At 72.0% G+C, this 17,691-nt stretch carries 18 protein-coding genes; 15 read left to right on the top strand and 3 right to left on the bottom strand.

What is annotated here, in order from left to right:
- The first annotated feature begins 84 nt into the window (after positions 1–84).
- The 6 genes from MAA44156_RS00300 (at position 85) to MAA44156_RS00275 (ending at position 6,525) form a co-directional block, all read left to right on the top strand.
- Entirely contained in the window at positions 85–627 is a 543-nt protein-coding gene (locus MAA44156_RS00300) for a DUF4232 domain-containing protein (RefSeq protein ID WP_009974702.1), read from the top strand.
- A 94-nt stretch (positions 628–721) separates the two neighbouring features.
- Entirely contained in the window at positions 722–2,338 is a 1,617-nt protein-coding gene (locus MAA44156_RS00295; RefSeq protein ID WP_009974703.1) for a peptide ABC transporter substrate-binding protein, read from the top strand.
- Between the two features lies 1 nt (position 2,339).
- A complete protein-coding gene (locus MAA44156_RS00290; protein ID WP_009974704.1) occupies positions 2,340–3,266 on the top strand; it encodes an ABC transporter permease in 927 nt (308 codons plus the stop codon).
- Positions 3,259–4,134, top strand: coding sequence for an ABC transporter permease (locus tag MAA44156_RS00285; protein ID WP_009974705.1), 876 nt, complete (start codon positions 3,259–3,261; stop codon positions 4,132–4,134). The genes MAA44156_RS00290 and MAA44156_RS00285 overlap by 8 nt, the downstream gene beginning before the upstream one ends.
- Entirely contained in the window at positions 4,131–5,777 is a 1,647-nt protein-coding gene (locus tag MAA44156_RS00280; RefSeq protein ID WP_031348150.1) for a dipeptide ABC transporter ATP-binding protein, read from the top strand. Before MAA44156_RS00285 ends, MAA44156_RS00280 begins: the two co-directional genes overlap by 4 nt.
- Positions 5,767–6,525, top strand: a complete 759-nt coding sequence (locus MAA44156_RS00275; RefSeq protein WP_003877070.1) for a Fic family protein — start codon at positions 5,767–5,769, stop codon at positions 6,523–6,525. Before MAA44156_RS00280 ends, MAA44156_RS00275 begins: the two co-directional genes overlap by 11 nt.
- Positions 6,526–6,990: 465 nt before the next feature.
- Here MAA44156_RS00275 and MAA44156_RS00270 read toward each other — a convergent pair whose 3' ends face one another.
- Complete coding sequence (locus MAA44156_RS00270) at positions 6,991–7,848, bottom strand: HAD-IB family hydrolase (protein ID WP_009974707.1); 858 nt, start codon at positions 7,846–7,848, stop codon at positions 6,991–6,993.
- Positions 7,849–8,360: 512 nt separating this feature from the next.
- Here MAA44156_RS00270 and ssd point away from each other — a divergent pair.
- From ssd to MAA44156_RS00235, 7 genes are read left to right on the top strand one after another with little or no spacing between them, the layout of a single operon-like run.
- Positions 8,361–9,413 carry a septum site-determining protein Ssd gene (gene ssd, locus MAA44156_RS00265; protein ID WP_121035768.1) on the top strand — a complete coding sequence of 351 codons (1,053 nt, stop codon included), beginning with the start codon at positions 8,361–8,363 and terminating at the stop codon, positions 9,411–9,413.
- On the top strand, positions 9,410–10,585 hold the full coding sequence (locus MAA44156_RS00260; protein WP_121035576.1) for a TadA family conjugal transfer-associated ATPase: 1,176 nt from the start codon (positions 9,410–9,412) through the stop codon (positions 10,583–10,585). Before ssd ends, MAA44156_RS00260 begins: the two co-directional genes overlap by 4 nt.
- Positions 10,582–11,385, top strand: a complete 804-nt coding sequence (locus tag MAA44156_RS00255; RefSeq protein ID WP_011723610.1) for a type II secretion system F family protein — start codon at positions 10,582–10,584, stop codon at positions 11,383–11,385. Before MAA44156_RS00260 ends, MAA44156_RS00255 begins: the two co-directional genes overlap by 4 nt.
- Before the next feature lie 7 nt (positions 11,386–11,392).
- Positions 11,393–11,995: a type II secretion system F family protein gene (locus MAA44156_RS00250; RefSeq protein ID WP_179143963.1), complete on the top strand. Its 603-nt coding sequence runs from the start codon at positions 11,393–11,395 to the stop codon at positions 11,993–11,995.
- Positions 11,996–12,013: 18 nt separating this feature from the next.
- A complete protein-coding gene (locus MAA44156_RS00245; RefSeq protein ID WP_009974713.1) occupies positions 12,014–12,214 on the top strand; it encodes a DUF4244 domain-containing protein in 201 nt (66 codons plus the stop codon).
- Entirely contained in the window at positions 12,211–12,540 is a 330-nt protein-coding gene (locus MAA44156_RS00240) for a TadE family type IV pilus minor pilin (RefSeq protein ID WP_179143964.1), read from the top strand. The genes MAA44156_RS00245 and MAA44156_RS00240 overlap by 4 nt, the downstream gene beginning before the upstream one ends.
- A gap of 31 nt (positions 12,541–12,571) precedes the next feature.
- The gene (locus MAA44156_RS00235) at positions 12,572–12,865 is read left to right on the top strand and encodes an Rv3654c family TadE-like protein (protein WP_009974714.1); all 294 of its coding nucleotides are present in this window, start codon (positions 12,572–12,574) and stop codon (positions 12,863–12,865) included.
- Here MAA44156_RS00235 and MAA44156_RS00230 read toward each other — a convergent pair.
- Both MAA44156_RS00230 and MAA44156_RS00225 read right to left on the bottom strand, forming a co-directional pair.
- A complete protein-coding gene (locus MAA44156_RS00230; RefSeq protein ID WP_003873275.1) occupies positions 12,862–13,899 on the bottom strand; it encodes a PAS domain-containing protein in 1,038 nt (345 codons plus the stop codon). The genes MAA44156_RS00235 and MAA44156_RS00230 overlap by 4 nt on opposite strands.
- Positions 13,900–13,981: 82 nt before the next feature.
- The gene (locus tag MAA44156_RS00225) at positions 13,982–16,312 is read right to left on the bottom strand and encodes a DEAD/DEAH box helicase (RefSeq protein ID WP_009974715.1); all 2,331 of its coding nucleotides are present in this window, start codon (positions 16,310–16,312) and stop codon (positions 13,982–13,984) included.
- Between the two features lie 248 nt (positions 16,313–16,560).
- Here MAA44156_RS00225 and cspA point away from each other — a divergent pair, with 248 nt between their 5' ends.
- Complete coding sequence (cspA, locus tag MAA44156_RS00220) at positions 16,561–16,764, top strand: cold shock protein CspA (RefSeq protein ID WP_003419650.1); 204 nt, start codon at positions 16,561–16,563, stop codon at positions 16,762–16,764.
- Positions 16,765–16,952: 188 nt separating this feature from the next.
- A complete protein-coding gene (locus MAA44156_RS00215) occupies positions 16,953–17,543 on the top strand; it encodes a hypothetical protein (RefSeq protein WP_009974716.1) in 591 nt (196 codons plus the stop codon).
- The last annotated feature ends 148 nt before the right edge of the window (positions 17,544–17,691 follow it).

The raw sequence follows: 17,691 nt of genomic DNA, 5'->3' as shown, positions 1-17,691 counted from the left end.
GTCAGAGAGCCTAGCCTCACAAGGTGAAAAGCAAAGCCTTCGAATCGACGTCGAAGGGCGCCGGCGTGCCGGATAATCACCGCTGTGCCGGGTCACTCGCGGGGCCTTCGCCGATCGGTCGCCAGCTTTGCCGCGCTGGCAACGAGTTACGCCGCCGCCACCGCGGCGGGGTGGCCCGCCGCGGCCGTGCCGGCCGACACCACGGACACGCCGACGCCGTGCTGGTCGGATCAGATCGCGGTGACGGCCGCACCGGCGCAGGGCGCGGTCGGCCACCGCGCGGTGACGCTGGTGTTCACCCTCGCCGGCGGCGCCGAACCGTGCACGCTGACCGGATACGCCGCGGTGGACTCGGGTGCCGGCGGCGCGCTCGTCCACGCGCAGCCCACCCCGCGCGGATACCTGGGCGGGCTGCCGGCGGGCGTCGATGCGCCGCCCACCGTCATCCTGTCGATCTCCACGCAGGGCCAGGCGATCGTCGAGGGCGTCGCCGTCGACGCCGACGGGCAGCCGTGCCCCACCTACACCGATCTGCTCGTCAACCCGCCCGACACCACCGCGGTGGTGACGGTTCCGGCCACCATCGAGGCCTGCGAGCTGCAGGTGCATCCGATCACCGCGGTCTGAACGACGTCCCCTCGCCTCTGGTCGGGCAGTAGACCCGCGCGGGCACTTCACCGCCGCGCCGCTTCACGCCCTAGGGTCGGGTGTCATGCGTGGGATGCGGACCCCGGTGGCCGTGCTGGCCACGGCCGCCGCCGCGCTGCTCGTGGTCGCCTCGCTGGCCGGTTGCGGCGGCGGGGTGCTGAGCCCGGACCTGGTGGTGGTCAACGGCGGCGAACCACCGAACCCCCTCGTTCCCACCGGCACCAACGACAGCCAGGGCGGCCGCATCCTGGATCGACTCTTCGCCGGGCTGATGTCCTACGACGCCGCCGGCAACCCCGCACCCGAGGTGGCCCAGTCGATCGAGAGCGGCGACAACGTCAACTATCGCATCGTCTTGAAACCCGGCTGGAGGTTCACCGACGGCTCGCCGGTGACGGCCCATTCCTTCGTCGACGCCTGGAACTACGGGGCGCTGAGCACCAATGCCCAACTGCAGCAAAGCTTTTTCAGCCCGATCGACGGGTACGACGCGCTGGCCGCCGGGCAGCCGCAGCAGACCACCATGACCGGGCTGCGGGTGGTCAACGACCTGGAGTTCACCGTCCGGCTCAAGGCCCCGACCGTGGACTTCAAACTGCGGCTTGGCCACAGCGCGTTTTATCCCCTGCCGCAGGCCGCCTTTCGCGACATGGCCGCATTCGGGCGGCACCCGATCGGCAACGGCCCGTACCAGCTCGCCGGCGGCCCCGACGGCCCGGCGTGGGAGCACAACGTGCGAATCGACCTGCGGCCCAACCCCGATTACCACGGCAACCGCAAGCCCCGCAACAAGGGGCTGAGGTTCGAGTTCTACGCCAACCTGGACACCGCCTACGCCGATCTGCTCTCCGGAAACCTCGATGTGCTCGACACCATCCCGCCCAGCGCCCTGCCGGTCTACCGGCGCGACCTGGGGGAAAGGGTCACCGCCGGGCCGGCCGCGATCAACCAGAGCCTCGACACCCCGCTGCGGCTGCCGCACTTCGGCGGCGAGGAGGGCCGGCTGCGCCGCCTGGCGCTGTCGGCGGCCATCAACCGGGCGCAGATCTGTCGGCAGATCTTTGCCGACACCCGCAGTCCGGCACGCGATTTCACCGCCCGGTCGCTGCCCGGCTTCGACCCGAACATCGCCGGAAGCGACGCATTGGACTTCGACCCCGAGCGGGCCCGCCGGCTCTGGGCGCAGGCCGACGCGATCTCGGCGTGGAGCGGCAGCTACCCGATCGCCTACAACGCCGATGCGGGACACCAGGATTGGGTGGACGCCGTCGCCAACGGCATCAAGAACGTGCTGGGCATCGATGCGCTCGGCGCGCCGCAGCCCACCTTCGCGGGTTTTCGAACCCAGATCACCAACCGCAGCATCGGCTCCGCGTTCCGCTCCGGCTGGCAGGGCGACTACCCGTCCATGATCGAATTTTTGGCCCCGCTGTTCGCCACCGGCGCCGGGTCCAACGACGTCGGCTATTCCAGCCCGCGGTTCGACGCCGCGCTGGCAACCGCGGAGGCCGCGCCCGACCTGCCGCAGGCAGCAGCGCTGGCCAACGACGCGCAGCGAATTCTCTTCCACGACATGCCCGTTGTTCCGCTGTGGAACTACATCAGTGTGGTCGGATGGTCGGGGGAGGTCAGCCACGTGACGGTCACCTGGAACGGGCTGCCCGACTACGAGAACATCGTCAAGGCTTGACATGGGTTGGTACATCGCACGCCGGATCGCCGTCATGGTGCCCGTATTTCTGGGCGCCACCCTGCTGATCTACGCCATGGTTTTCCTGCTGCCCGGCGACCCGGTGGCCGCGATCGCCGGGGACCGCCCGTTGACGCCCGCGGTGGCCGCGGCGCTGCGGGCCCGCTACCACCTCGACGATCCGTTCCTGGTCCAGTACCTGCGCTACCTCGGCGGGGTGCTGCGCGGCGACCTGGGCCGGGCCTATTCCGGGCTGCCCGTCAGTGATGTTCTGGCACATGCCTTTCCGGTCACCCTGCGGCTGTCGTTGATCGCGCTGGCCGTCGAGGCGGTGCTGGGCATCGGGTTCGGGGTCATCGCGGGGCTGCGCCAGGGCGGCCTGTTCGATTCCGCGGTGCTGATCACCGGCCTGGTCATCATCGCGGTCCCCATCTTCGTGCTGGGGTTCTTGGCGCAGTTCGTGTTCGGGGTGCGGTTGGGCATCGCGCCGGTGACGGTGGGCAACGCCGCGACCTTCACGCGGTTGCTGTTGCCCGGAATCGTGCTGGGCTCGGTGTCTTTCGCCTACGTGGTGCGGTTGACCCGGTCGACGGTGGCGGTCAATGCGCATGCCGATTACGTGCGCACCGCCACCGCCAAGGGATTGTCACGGCCCCGGGTGGTGACGGTGCACATCCTGCGCAATTCGCTGATCCCGGTGGTGACGTTCCTGGGGGCGGATCTGGGCGCGCTGATGGGCGGGGCCATCGTCACCGAAGGCATCTTCAACATCCACGGCGTGGGTGGGGTGCTCTACCAGGCCGTCACCCGGCAGGAGGCCCCCACCGTGGTGTCCATCGTGACGGTGCTGGTGCTGATCTACCTGGTCACCAACCTGGTGGTGGACCTGTTGTACGCCGTGCTGGACCCCCGGATCCGTTATGGCTGAACGGATCAGGGCGCGGGGCGGATTCTGGCGCGAGACGTGGCGCCGGCTGCGGCGACGTCCGAAGTTCATCGGCGCGGGATTGCTGATCCTGGTGATCCTTGCCGTGGCGCTGTTCCCCGCGCTGTTCACCGCCGCCGATCCCACCTACGCCGATCCCGCCCAGAGCCTGTTGCCGCCGTCGCGCACGCACTGGTTCGGCACCGATCTGCAGGGCCACGACGTGTACGCCCGCACCGTGTACGGGGCGCGCGCCTCGGTCACCGTCGGGTTGGGCGCCGCGGCGATCGTCTTCGTGGTCGGCGGCGCACTGGGCGCGCTGGCCGGCTTCTACGGCGGCTGGATCGACGCGGTGGTCTCCCGGGTCACCGACGTGTTCTTCGGGCTGCCGCTGCTGCTGGCCGCGATCGTGCTGATGCAGGTGCTGCACCACCGCACGGTGTGGACGGTGATCGCGATCCTGGCATTGTTCGGCTGGCCCCAGGTGGCCCGGATCGCGCGTGGGGCGGTCCTGGCGGTGCGCGCCAGCGACTACGTGCTTGCGGCTAAAGCGTTGGGCATGAGCAGGTTTCAGATCCTGATCCGGCACGCGCTGCCGAACGCGCTGGGGCCGGTGATCGCGGTAGCCACCATCGCGCTGGGTCTTTTCATCGTCACCGAGGCAACGTTGTCCTACCTCGGCGTGGGGCTGCCGCCGTCGGTGGTGTCGTGGGGCGGCGACATCAACCTCGCCCAGACACGGCTGCGGGCCGGTTCGCCGATCCTGTTCTATCCGGCCGGCGCGCTGGCGGCGACCGTGCTGGCCTTCATGATGATGGGCGACGCGCTGCGCGACGCCCTCGACCCGGCGTCGCGGGCGTGGCGGGCATGACCACCCCGCTGCTGTCGGTCGAGGGCCTGCATGTCGGGTTCGGCGAGCACGCCGCGGTGCGCGGCCTGGATTTGCGGGTACTGCCCGGCCAGACCGTCGCGGTGGTGGGCGAGTCCGGGTCCGGGAAATCCAGCACCGCCGCCGCGATCCTGGGACTGTTGCCGCCCGGCGGTCGAATCACGGCCGGGCGCATCATGTTCGATGGTGTGGACATCTCGGCCGCCGACCGCCGCGCACTGCGCTCGATGCGCGGCCGGCAAATCGGCTACATTCCGCAGGACCCGATGACCAACCTGAACCCGGTTTGGAAGGTCGGCTTCCAGATCCGGGAAGCGTTGCGGGCCAACACCTCCGACCGCGACACCCGGCGTCGCGCGGTGCAGCTGCTGGAAGCGGCGGGAATGCCGGACCCGGCGAAACAAGCGGCCCGCTACCCGCACCAGCTGTCCGGCGGCATGTGCCAACGCGCGCTGATCGCCATCGGGCTGGCCGGGCGGCCGCGGCTGCTGATCGCCGACGAGCCGACCTCCGCGCTGGACGTCACGGTGCAGCGCCAGGTGCTCGACCACCTGCAGCGGCTCACCGCCGACCTCGGCACGGCCGTGCTGCTGATCACCCACGACCTGGCGCTGGCGGCAGAGCGCGCCGAGTCGGTGGTCGTCGTGCACGACGGTGTCGCGGTGGAATCCGGTGCGGCGCAGTCGATACTGCAGGATCCGCGGCACGAGTACACCCGCCGGCTGGTGGCCGCCGCACCGGCGCTGACGGTCAGCGGCGGCGCGCGGACCGGCCCGCGGCAGCCGGACCGCACGCAACCGGAGCCCGCCGACATCCTCGTCGCCTCCGACTTGACCAAGCTGTACCGGGAGCCGCGCGCAACATTGTGGCGGCGCACCGAATTTCGTGCCGTCGACGCGGTGTCGTTCCGGCTGCACCGGGCCCGCACGCTGGCGATTGCCGGAGAGTCGGGGTCGGGGAAGTCCACCCTGGCGTTGATGGTGCTCGGGCTGTTGCCGCCCACCTCGGGCACCGTGGTTTTCGACGGCACCCGCATCGACGACACGTTGTCGGGCGACCAACACCTGGCCTTCCGCCGCCGGGTGCAGCCGGTGTTCCAAAACCCTTACAGCAGTTTGGATCCCATGTACTCGGTGTTTCGCGCCATCGAGGAACCGTTGCGGATCCACCGCGTCGGTGACCGCAGGCAGCGCGCCAAGGCGGTGCACGACCTCGTCGACCAGGTGGCGCTGCCGTCGTCGGTGCTGAACCGGCTGCCCCGCGAATTGTCGGGCGGGCAGCGGCAACGGGTGGCGATCGCCCGCGCGCTGGCGTTGCGGCCGCAGGTGCTGGTCTGCGACGAGGCGGTGTCCGCGCTCGACGTGCTGGTGCAGGCGCAGATCCTGGAGCTGTTGGCCAGGCTGCAGGCCGAGCTGGGGCTGGCGTATCTGTTCATCAGTCATGACCTGGCGGTGATCCGCCAGATCGCCGACGACGTCCTGGTGATGCGCGCCGGGCGGGTGGTGGAGCAGGCGCCCACCGAAAAGCTGTTCACCGCCCCGGCCCAGGACTACACCCGGCAGCTGCTGGATGCCATCCCGCGACCGCGGCGCGGCGGAGATAGGTTGTCAAGCTGTGACGGCTGATCCACTGGCGCCCCTGATGGAGCTGCCCGGCGTCGCCGAGGCCAGCGACCGCGCCCGCGACGCGCTGGGCCGCGCGCACCGGCACCGGGCCAACCTGCGCGGCTGGCCGGTGACCGCCGCCGAGGCGGCCCTGCGGGCGGCCCGCGCGTCGTCGGTGCTGGACGGTGGGCCGGTTCGGCTGGAGGATCTCGCCGAGGCCGGGCAGATCAGCGATCCGGTGTTCGCCGGGGCGCTTCGGGTGGCCCAGGCGCTCGAGGGCGGGGAAGGTCCGGTGGTCGGCATCTGGCGGCGGGCGCCGCTGCAGGCGCTGGCCCGGCTGCACATGCTGGCCGCGGCCGACCAGGTCGATGACGAACGGCTGGGTCGCCCGCGGGCCGATGCCGGCGTGGGGCCACGGTTGGAGTTGTTGGCGGACTTGGTGAATGGCCGCACCCGGGTGCCGGCACCGGTGCTCGCCGCCGTCGCGCACGGCGAGCTGCTGACGCTGCGGCCGTTCGGCAGCTGCGACGGCGTGGTGGCCCGCGCGGTGTCGAGGTTGGTCACCATCGCCAGCGGGTTGGACCCGCACGGGTTGGGGGTGCCCGAGGTCAGTTGGATGCGTCAACCCGCGGCGTACCGGGATGCCGCGCGCGGCTTCGCCGACGGCACGCCGGAGGGGGTCGGTGCCTGGCTGGTGCTGTGCTGCCGGGCGATGCGAGCCGGCGCGCAAGAGGCGTTGTCGATCGCCGACTCGATGTCGAATCGATAGCTGCCGGGGTAGCTGACGGGCCGTTGGATCGGCGCCGGAATGCGGCCCGAAAAATGTAGAGCGGGCGACGTTCCGAATATTCGGTCCGCCGCCCGCTAGCACGGGACTCGGTTACCAAGCGTGCATCTCGGGGCTGCGTGGGTTGGCCTCGGCGATCTCACGACGCTTCCGGTTGCAGCCCCACCCAAAGGGCCGTCGACACCTTCCGCAATTCGCAATTACGCAGGCCCGCAACACTTCTGCCATTTTCGCGGCTATGACTCCGCGTGGGTGCCGAGCACCGTGCTGGGCGCCCGGATCGGGAGATCGAACCTTCTCTTCCGGATCGACCTTGGCCTCACCGGGCTTCCGTGGTTCCTTTGTACTACTAGACCCTGCGCACAGCAAGGCCCAAATGTCCCCAATGCCGCGAAACGAAATGACCCGTGCGGCCAGTGCGTTTGCTGTGCGGGCGCGGCCGGTCGGCTAGAACGAGTAGCGGCGCAGCAGCGAGTAGGTGACCGCGCCGGCGGCCAGCGCGCTGATGCCCACCGCGGCGGTGGTGGCGATGGCGGCGCCGGACGGCGCGGGGATACGGTCCCGCAACGACACGGGCCGGGAGAACGACATCACCGGCCAGCCGCGTTCCAGCGCTTCGCGGCGCAGCCCGCGGTCGGGATTGACCACGCTGGGGTGGCCGACCGCCTCGAGCATCGGCAGGTCGGTGATCGAGTCGGAGTAGGCGTAGCAGTGCTCCAGCGGGTACCCCTCGCGGGCGGCCAGCTCGCGGATCGCCTGGACCTTGCCCTCGCCGTAGCAGTAGAAGGCGATCTCGCCGGTGTACCGCCCGTCCTCGACGACCATGCGGGTGGCCATCGCGTGGGTGGCGCCCAGCGCCCGCGCGATCGGCGCGACGATCTCCTCCCCGGAGGCCGATACCACCACGACGTCGCGCCCGCACAGCTTGTGCGCGGCGATCAGGTCGGCGGCCTCGGCGAACACCAGCGGGGTGACGATGTCGTGCAGCGTCTCGTTGACGATCGACTTGACCTGTTCGACGTCCCAGCCGGTGCACATGTTGGTCATGTGCGCCCGCATCCGATCCATCTGGTCATGATCGGCACCGGAGAGCAGATAGATGAACTGCGCGTAGCTGGACTTGAGCACCGCGCGCCGGTTGAGCAGGCCCTGAGCGAAAAACGGTTTGCTGAACGCCAGCGTGCTGGACTTGGCGATGATCGTCTTGTCCAGGTCGAAGAAGGCCGCCGTGCGGGCGTGCGGGACGCCACTCGGCGCTGACTGCTCGGGGGCTGACTGCTCCGCGCCCGGGTCGAAGACGGTCACCGCCCCAGCATAGGTCGACGGTCCCGCCCGGCCGCGATCCCGCACCGGAAATGGCCGCTCAGGGCCGTACCGGGGGCCGATGAGGCAGTGTTTTCGCGGCTCAACGTGTTTTTTCGGAAAATGATCTATTGCGTTACTGCCGACTGTCATGTGTATAGTAAGCATTACTCGGCCTGAGCCGAGGGTGTATCAGCCCGACCCCCCGGGGCTGATGCACGACGACCCTCGCCTCCTCCCCCCCTGGCGGGGGTCGTCCCTTTTCTCGGGTCTTTCCGGGCTGTTTCCCCCGGGTTTGGCGCGCTCCGACCGGTCCTGGGCGCGTTGCGGAGAATCGGCCCGCCGTCGCTGGCGGTGCGCGCCCGCGCCGGGTTTGTGCACAGTGGCGTCTCTATCCCCAAATCCGCATCTGGCACTGGTGTGCCAACGTCACGGCCCCGCACAGTGGACGGATGACTGGCGGCTCCGGGGCGCAGTGCCCCGATTACCCGGCGGGTTCGGCGGGTGTGTTGGCGATGCTGGCCGAGCCCGAGCTGCGCGCCGAGCTGGATCGGGTGGCGGCCGCCGCCGGGGTGCGGGTGGTGCACGCCGGCGACGCGGCCGCGGTGAGTCGTAAGACCTGGGCGGCGGCCGCGGCCGTCGTGCTGGACGCTGCGGCGGCGGCGCGCTGCGGGCGCTGGGCGCTGCCCCGCCGCGATCACGTCACGGTGCTGACGGCGGCCGAACCCGCGACGACGACGTGGGCGGCGGCCGTGCGCATCGGCGCCGCGCGGGTGCTGCGGCTGCCCGAACACGAAGCCGCCCTGGTCGGTGAGCTCGCCGAGGCGGCCGAATCGTCGCGCGACGACGGGCAACGCGGGCACGCGGTCGCCGTCATCGGAGGCTGCGGCGGCGCCGGGGCCTCCCTGCTCGCGGTCGCCCTGGCCCAGGCCGCCGGCGACGCGCTGCTGGTGGACCTCGACCCGTGGGGCGGCGGGATCGAGCTGTTGCTCGGCGGCGAGAACACCCCGGGGCTGCGCTGGCCGGACCTGGCGCTGCAGGGCGGCCGGCTCAATTGGGCGGCGGTGCGCGATGCGTTGCCGCGGCACCGCGGCGTCAGCGTGCTGTCGGGAACCCGGCGCGGTCACGAGGTGGACGCCGGGCCGGTGCACGCCGTCGTCGACGCCGGCCGCCGCGGGGCGGTCAGCGTGATCTGCGACCTGCCCCGCCGATTCACCGACGCCGCGCAGGCCGCCTTGGGCGCCGCCGATTTGGTGGTGGTGGTGAGCCGCTGCGACGTGCGCGCGTGCGCGGCGACCGGGGCGCTGGCCCCGGTCCTGGCCGCGGTCAACCCCAACGTGGGCCTGGTGGTGCGCGGGCCATCTCCGGGCGGACTGCGGGCCGCCGAGATCGCCGGCATCACCGGGCTGCCGCTGCTGGCGGCCATCAAGGCGCAGCCGCAACTCGGCGCGCAGGTGGAGCGCGTCGGCCTGCGGTTGGGGCGGCGGTCCGCGCTCGCGGTGGCGGCCCGCCAGGTGCTGGGCGTGCTGCCGCCGGCCGGTGCGCGGCGAAAGGGCAAGGCGGCGTGAGCAGTTCGCTGATCGACCGGGTCCGCGAGCGGCTGGCCGGCGAAACCGTGCCGCTGGGCGCCCCGCTGCCCGCGTCGGTGGTGGCCGCCGCGATCCGGGCCGAGTCCGGCGGGATGCTCGGTGACACCGAGGTGCTGGCCAACCTGCGCACCCTGCAGACCGAGCTCACCGGCGCCGGCATCCTGGAACCGCTGCTGTGCGCGGACGGCACCACCGACGTGCTGGTCACCGCGCCGGACGCGGTCTGGGTGGATGACGGTAACGGCTTGCGGCGCAGCGAGATTCGCTTTCCCGACGAGGCCGCGGTGCGCCGGTTGGCGCAGCGGCTGGCGCTGGCGGCCGGCCGGCGTCTGGACGACGCGCAACCGTGGGCGGACGGCGAGCTGACCGGCATCGGCGCCGGCGGGTTCGCGGTGCGGTTGCACGCGGTGCTGCCGCCGGTGGCGGCCGCCGGTACCTGCCTGTCGCTGCGGGTGCTGCGGCCGGCCAGTCAGGACCTGGCGGCGCTGAGCGCCGCGGGCGCGATCGAGCCGGCCGCCGCGGCGCTGGTCGCCGACATCATCGCCGCGCGGTTGGCGTTTTTGGTGAGCGGGGGAACCGGCGCCGGCAAGACAACGCTGCTGGCCGCCATGCTGGGCGCGGTACCGCCGGACGAACGGATCGTCTGCGTCGAGGACGCCGCCGAATTGGCGCCGCCGCACCCGCATCTGGTGAAGCTGGTCGCACGGTGCGCCAACGTCGAAGGCGTCGGCGAGGTCCCGGTGCGCCAGCTGGTCCGCCAGGCGTTACGGATGCGGCCCGACCGCATCGTGGTCGGCGAGGTCCGCGGCGCCGAGGTGGTGGACCTGCTGGCCGCGCTGAACACCGGGCACGACGGCGGCGCGGGCACCGTGCACGCCAACAACCCCGGCGAGGTGCCGGCCCGGCTGGAGGCCCTCGGTGCGCTCGGCGGGCTCGACCGTGCCGCGCTGCACAGTCAACTCGCCGCCGCCGTGCAGGTGCTGCTGCACGTCGAGCGCAACCGCGCCGGCCGGCGGCGACTCAGCGAAATCGCCGTGCTGCAACGGGTTCAGGAACGGGTGCGCTCGGTCACGGTGTGGCACGCCGACCGGGGGATGACCGAGGCCGCCCCGCTGCTGCGGCGGGTGCTGGAAGACCGGATGCCGTCATGACCGGGCCGGTGGTGGGTGCGTTGCTGCTAGCGGTTGCCCTCGTCGTCGGGCCGCCCTCGCCGCGGCGCCGGCTGGGCGTGGCGGTGACGGGCAGCCGGCGGCCATCGGCGCGCCGGCTCGCGGGGCTGGGCTGGGTGGCCGCCGGCGCCGGCTGCGCGGCCCTGGCCGTGCTGCCGTTGCCGAGCGTGCTGGCCGGCGCGGTGGTGGCCGCGACGGCGGGTCTGCGGCATCGCCGCCGCGGCCGGATCCGCCGCGCCGCCGGCGAGGGCCGGGCACTGGAAACGGCGCTCGACGTGCTCGTCGGCGAGCTACGGGCCGGCTCGCATCCGGTGCGCGCGTTCGACGTCGCCGCCGGCGAGACCGCCGGCCCGGTCGCGGTGGCGCTGCGCTCGGTGGCGGCCCGGGCCCGGCTGGGCGCCGACGTCGCGGCCGGCCTGGCCGCCGCGTCGCGCGGCTCGGCGCGGCCCGAGCACTGGCAGCGGCTCGCGCTGTGCTGGCGGCTGGCCGGCGACCACGGGTTGGGCATAGCCACCCTGATGCGCGCCGCGCAGCGGGATATCGCTGAGCGGCAACGGTTCTCGGCCCGGGTGTCATCGAGCCTGGCCGGCGCGCGGGCCACCGCGGCGATCCTGGCCGCCCTGCCGGTGCTCGGCGTGCTGCTCGGCCAACTGATCGGCGCCCGGCCGCTGGATTTCCTGCTGGGCGGGCAGGTGGGTGGGTGGCTGCTGCTCGTCGGCGCGACGCTGGCCTGCGCCGGGCTGCTGTGGGCCGACCGCATCGTCGATCGGGTGATGGCATGACGCGCAGATGGATCTAGCGGCGGTGTTGCTGGCCGCGGCCGTGCTGATGGGCCCCGGCCCCTCGCTGACGCGCCGGCGTGCCGGCACGCCGGCGCGGGCCGAGGGGCCAAGGCGTGAGCCGGGCCCGGGGCGGGGGCGCGGCCCCGATCCGCTGGCGATCGCCTCCTGTCTCGACGTGCTGGCGGTATGCCTGGGCGCGGGGATGGCGGTGTCAGCCGCCGCGGCGGCCGCGGTCCCGTCCGCCCCGGCGCAGTTGGGGCGGGTGCTGCGCCGCGCCGCCGACCTGCTGGCGCTCGGCGCCGATCCCGCCGTCGCATGGTCGATGCCGCCGGACCCGCCGGGCGGCCCGGCCGACCCGCAGATCGACGCGCTGCTGCGGTTGGCCCGGCGTTCGGCGGCCTCGGGCGCGGCGCTGGCCGGCGGCGTCGCCGAGTTGGCCGACCAGTCCCGCAGCGACGCCGCCCATACGGCTGCCGCCGCGGCCGAGCGGGCCGGGGTGCTGATCGCCGGGCCGCTGGGTCTGTGCTTCCTGCCGGCGTTCGTCTGCCTGGGCATCGTCCCGGTGGTGGCCGGGCTGGCCGGCGACGTGTTGCGGTCCGGGCTGTTGTGAAAGGAAAGGAAGTCATTGATGCGCAAGGTGTTTCGCAAATTCTCGGCTCGTGTGGCGGTGCTGGTGGCCGACGAGTCGGGCATGTCGACCGTCGAGTACGCCATCGGCACCATCGCGGCGGCCGCCTTCGGGGCGGTGCTCTACACCGTGGTCACCGGCGATTCCATCGTGTCCGCGCTGACCAACATCATCGGTCGCGCGCTCAACACCAAGGTATAGCCGGCTGTGCCGGCGCCAGCACCGTCGAGGCGGCACTGGGCATCGCCTCGCTCGTCGTGGTGCTGGTGGCCTGCCTGGCCGGGATCACCGCGGTTTCGATGCAGGTGCGCTGTGTCGACGCCGCCCGCGAGGCCGCCCGGCTGGCCGCCCGCGGCGACGAACGCTCCGCCACGGCGGCCGCGGCCCGCCTCGCGCCCGCGGGGGCGCGGGTCGACCTGCGCCGCGACGGCGACCTGCTGGTGGCCACCGTTGTCGCGCATTCGAAACTGTTGCCCGCCCTCGATATTCGGGCCCAGGCGGTCTCGGCGGCCGAGCCGGCGCGGTGAGCGCGGGTCGGCCACCCTGGTCGCGGCCTGGATGGTGGTGGTGCTGCTGTCGGCGACCGGTGCCGCGGTCTACCTCGGTGCCGCGGTGGTGGCGCGGCACCGGGCCCAGGCGGCGGCCGATCTGGCGGCCCTGGCCGCCGCGGCCCGGTTGCCGTCGGGAGCCGATGCGGCCTGCGCCCGGGCCGCGGCCGTGGCCCACTCCATGCGGGTCGACGACATCGGTTGTGTCGCAGACGGTCTCGACGTCGTCGTCACGGCGCGGGTGGCGGTCGGCGCCGTCGGCACCGCCGTCGCCGCCGCGCGGGCGGGCCCGGCGACCGGCTAAGGCGTTCCGCCGGTGGCTTGCGGCAGGCCCGCGGCGGCCAGCTCTTCCTCGGTGGGCAACCGCAGCGAGACCAGCCCGGCGTAGGCGTCCGGCTCGAGTTCCACGCGGTTCACCGTGATGTGCACCGGCACCCAATCGCCGTCGTGCCCGGCCAGCCGCAGCACCCTGCTGGTGGCGCCCCCGCTGAATTCCTCTGTCATGGCCGACATCACGGCGTGGTCGTCGGGGTGGACCCGGGGCTTGCCGGTCTCGCTGCTGCGCCAGTCGTAAAAGGTGCACGGCTCATCCAGCCATTTCAACAGCGTCCAATTGTTGAGATCGATCAGCGCGCGGTGCACCCCGGCCTGGGCCAGCCCGGACAGGATCCGCTGCGCCAGATCGTCGGTCGACACCGCGGGCCCCTTCTGCTCGGCCTGCCAGTTGATCGCCCGCGCCACCAGGTGTTCCCGGCCGTCGGGCCCCGGCTCCAAGATGGTGCGCGCCACGAAACCGATCCGAATGGCCTCGCCCCGCCAGTCGGTGAGATCCCAAGTGCTGCACAGTGTTTGATCGGGTTTGGCCTTGACCGCCATCGCCAGCACCTTGGTTTCGTTCGGGTTGAGCTCACGCGACGGGAGATCCTCGGCGAACGCCCGGCCGAACGTGACCTCGACCTCGGGGTTCTTGCCGCTGTTGATCAGCGATTCGCGGGTGTCGGTGGCTACCCCCAGCGTCAGGTCCCATTTCAGCGGCCCGGGAATCGGCCGCTCCGGCGGCTCGATGTCCGACGGCCCGGTCCACACGTGCACGCCGTGGATGAATCCGTCGGACATCACCACCGGTTCGGTGCGGATGACGCGGTCGCGCTTGGGGGTGATGCTGGTCAATGCCTGGCCGGTCTGCACCGACTCGGCGATCGCCGTCCGAACCGCGGAGAGGTAGGGGCTGCGGCGCAGGAACGTGGTGATCGGCACGAGATTCTTGAGCTGACGGCCCTGCGCCACAACGGTGGGATCACCCCCGAGCGTCTCCACGAGCAACCAGTCGTGGGCCATGCGGACGATTTTACGGTGACCGGGCGGGTCCGGGGCAGGCCCGGGTGAACCGGCCCGCGGATTTCGTCGCCCGCCCCTGCGCTCAGCGCGGCCCTCCGTCCAACTCCGCGAGGACCAATCGCAACACCCGCGCCGCGCCCGCCTTGTCGAGCGGGTCATTGCCGTTGCCGCACTTGGGCGACTGCACGCACGACGGGCAGCCCCGGGGGCACTCGCACGCCTCGATGGCGGCGGCCGTCGCCCCCAGCCAGGTGCTGGCCCGGCGAAAGCCCCGCTCGGCGAATCCGGCCCCACCGGGGTGACCGTCGTAGACGAAGACGCTGGGCAGGCCGGCGGGTTCGGGTCCCACCGCGGTGGACAAGCCGCCGATGTCGCCGCGGTCGCAGCTGGCCACCAGCGGCAGCAACCCGATCGCCGCGTGCTCGGCCGCGTGCAACGACCCGGGGATGCGCGGGCCGTCAATGCCGTTGTCCCGCAACGCTTCCTCGGTGATGGTGTACATCGCCGCGGTGGTGGCCAGCGTGTGCTCCGGCATGTCCAGTTCGATGAAGTCGATCACCTCCCCGGACAGGCGGCGGCGCAGGTAGCCCACCACCCGGTGGGTGACCCGCACCGGCACCAGGCCCAGGGTGACCGGCCCGAAGACCAGCCGCTCCCCGGCGCCGGTGACGGCGATGTCGGTGATTTCCCGCGCGAACGTCGCATACCCGGGATCCTCGGCGTGCACGAACGCGATGCCCTCCTGCAGATCCAGCGAGTCGACGACGTAGCTCTCGCCCTGATGCAGGTAGACCGCGCCCGGATGGACCGACGCCGGTGCCTGCCCGGCGCCGGCGCTGCCCAGCAACCGGCCCGTGTCGGCCTCGAGGATGACGACCTGGCCGCCCGCTCCCCGGATGTCCACCGCGGCGTGCGGCTGCAGGCCGGGCGCCGGGAAGTACTTCCCGTTCCGCCGCCGCAGCAGCCCGTCGTCCACCAGGCCCTCGGCCACCTCGGTGGCGTCCAGCTCGCGCACCTCCGCCTCCTGCAGCGGCAATTCCGTTGCCGCACACAGCAATTGCGGACCCAGAATGTAGGGGTTGCGCGGGTCGATCACCACCCGCTCGACCGGCTTGCCCAGCAGCGCGGCCGGGTTGTGCACCAGGTAGGTGTCCAGCGGATCGTCCCGGGCGATCAGCACCACCAGCGCCCCCTGGCCGCGCCGCCCGGACCGCCCGGCCTGCTGCCAGAACGAGGCGACCGTGCCCGGGAAACCGGCCAGCACCACCGCGTCCAGCCCGGCGATGTCGACCCCCAACTCCAGCGCGTTGGTGGTGGCCAGGCCCCGCAGCCGGCCCTCGGCCAGCGCCCGCTCGAGGGCGGTGCGGTCCTCGGCGAGATAGCCGGCGCGATAGGACGCCACCTGCGCCGACAACTCCGGGGCGATCTCGTCCAACCGGGCCTGCGCGCCGAGCGCGGTCAACTCGGCCGCCCGGCGCGACCGGACGAATGTCAGCGTCTGCGCACCCTCGGCGATCAGGTCGGCCATCACCCGCGCCGCCTCCCCACCGGCGGAACGGCGCACCGGCGCACCGTTCTCGCCCACCAGATCGGCCCGCAGCGCCGGCTCCCACAACGCCACCGTCCGCGCCCCCTGCGGGGAACCGTCTTCGGTGACCTCCCGCACCGGCAGCCCGATCAACTCGGCGGCCGTCGCGCCGGGCGAATCCGTTGTCGCGCTGGCGAAGATCACCGCCGGCGCGCTGGCGTACCGGGCGCACAACCGCAACAGCCGGCGTAGCACCATCGCCACATGGGAACCGAAAACCCCACGGTAGTAATGACATTCGTCGACGATCACGAAGCGCAGGCCGCGCAACAGCACCGCCCAGCGGGCGTGGTTGCGCAGCGTGGACAGATGGATCATGTCCGGGTTGGAGAATACCCAGCGGGACCGCTCCCGCGCGAAGCGGCGCACCTCGGTGGGGCTGTCGCCGTCGTAGGCGGTGGGGGCGACCGCGAAACCGGGTTCCCGCAGCCGCGGAATCGCCGCGGTCAACGCGTGCGCGGCGCGTAACTGGTCGTGGCCGAGCGCCTTGGTCGGCGACAGGTAGAGCACCCGGGCCCGCGGGTCGGTGGCCAACGCGTTGAGCGCGGGAAGCTGATAGGCCAGCGACTTGCCCGACGCGGTGCCGGTGCTGACCACCACGTGACGGCCCGACCAGGCCAGGTCGGCGGCCGTGAACTGATGCGACCAGGGTGATTTGATCCCGCGCGCGGCGAACGCGCCGACCACCTCCGGCTCGGCCCACGCCGGCCAGTCGTGCGGCCGGCCACTGCGCGGCGGCAACTCGGCCACATGACGCAGCGGCTGCTCGTCGGCGGTGGTCCCGGCGAGCGCGGCGGCCAGCAGCTCACTGCCGAAACTCGCCATCTCGCCCCTCGTGGAACCGCCCGGCGACGCAAGTCTGTCGCCGACGCGATGAACATGGTTGACTATTTGCGGTCGCAGCTTCTGTGTTCGTGTCAAACTTTCGCAGGATCGACGTTGCGGCCGCGGTTCCTGCGAGGTTAATCGGTCGGGTGAAGTTCCGGCGACTGAGCGAGGTATGGCGGTCGTACCAGGACCCGGGGCATCGAAAGGCGATGCCCCGCACCCAGAAGAAAAGGAAAGATCGAGAGATGCCACAGGGAACTGTGAAGTGGTTCAACGCGGAGAAGGGCTTCGGGTTCATCGCTCCCGAAGACGGTTCCGCTGACGTGTTTGTCCACTACACGGAGATCCAGGGAACGGGCTTCCGCACCCTTGAAGAGAACCAGAAGGTCGAGTTCGAAATCGGCCACAGCCCTAAGGGCCCCCAGGCCACCGGAGTCCGCTCCCTGTAGGCGAGCAGACCTGAAACGGATACCCCCCGTGCAGTCCCGCCCAGCGGGCCCGGCCGGGGGGTTTCCTCTTTTCTCTAGTTTTCTCCAGGGGTTTCATCCCTGGTGATCTCCCGCGGCCCGAGTCGGCGCGCCCGCAACGCCGATTGCCTCAAGACGCGAACGGCAGACCTGGCCTACTGTCGGATGGCGTGAGCCAGCTTTCCTTCTTCACGGCGGAGTCGGTGCCCCCCGCGGTCGCCGATCTCTCCGGGGTGCTGGCGGCGTCCGGGCAGATCGTCATGGTGGGGACCCCGGAACCCCACGGCGCCCGGCTGTCGGTGGTGGTCGACCACACCTGGCGCGCCGAGGCGCTGGCGGACATGATCTCCGAGGCCGGCCTGGTGGCCGAGATCGGCCGGACCGACGAGGACACCCCGCTGGTGCGCACCGCGGTGGATCCCGCGCTGAGCCCGCTGGCCGTCGAATGGACGCGCGGCGCCGTGAAGACCGTCCCGCCGCGCTGGCTGCCCGGGCCGCGCGAGTTGCGGGCCTGGACGCTGGCCGCCGGCAACCCCGAGGGCGAGCACTATGTGCTGGCGCTGGATCCGCACGCACCCGACACCCACTCGCCGCTGGCGTCGGCGTTGATGCGGGTCGGCATCGCGCCCACGCTGATCGGCACCCGCGGCGGGCGGCCGGCGCTGCGGATCAGCGGCCGCCGCCGGCTGTCACGCCTGGTAGAGAACGTGGGAGAGCCGCCCAACAGCCCGGAGGCGTCGGCGCACTGGCCGCGCGTGTAGCGGGCGGACGGACCCCGGATCCGGCCCGCCGCCGGGCCCGCCGGTTTGCGCAGGCGAGCCTCCGGGTGCGAAATTGTCAGGTGCCGCAGGGCGAAGGAACGGTCGCGTACTGTGAATTTCACCGGAATTTTCGTAGCCGACCTGTCAT

The organism is Mycobacterium avium subsp. avium (assembly GCF_009741445.1).
Classification (GTDB): Bacteria; Actinomycetota; Actinomycetes; order Mycobacteriales; family Mycobacteriaceae; genus Mycobacterium; species Mycobacterium avium.
The sequence above is the reverse complement of the archived record's forward strand: the minus strand, read 5'-3'. Positions and strand labels throughout refer to the sequence as shown.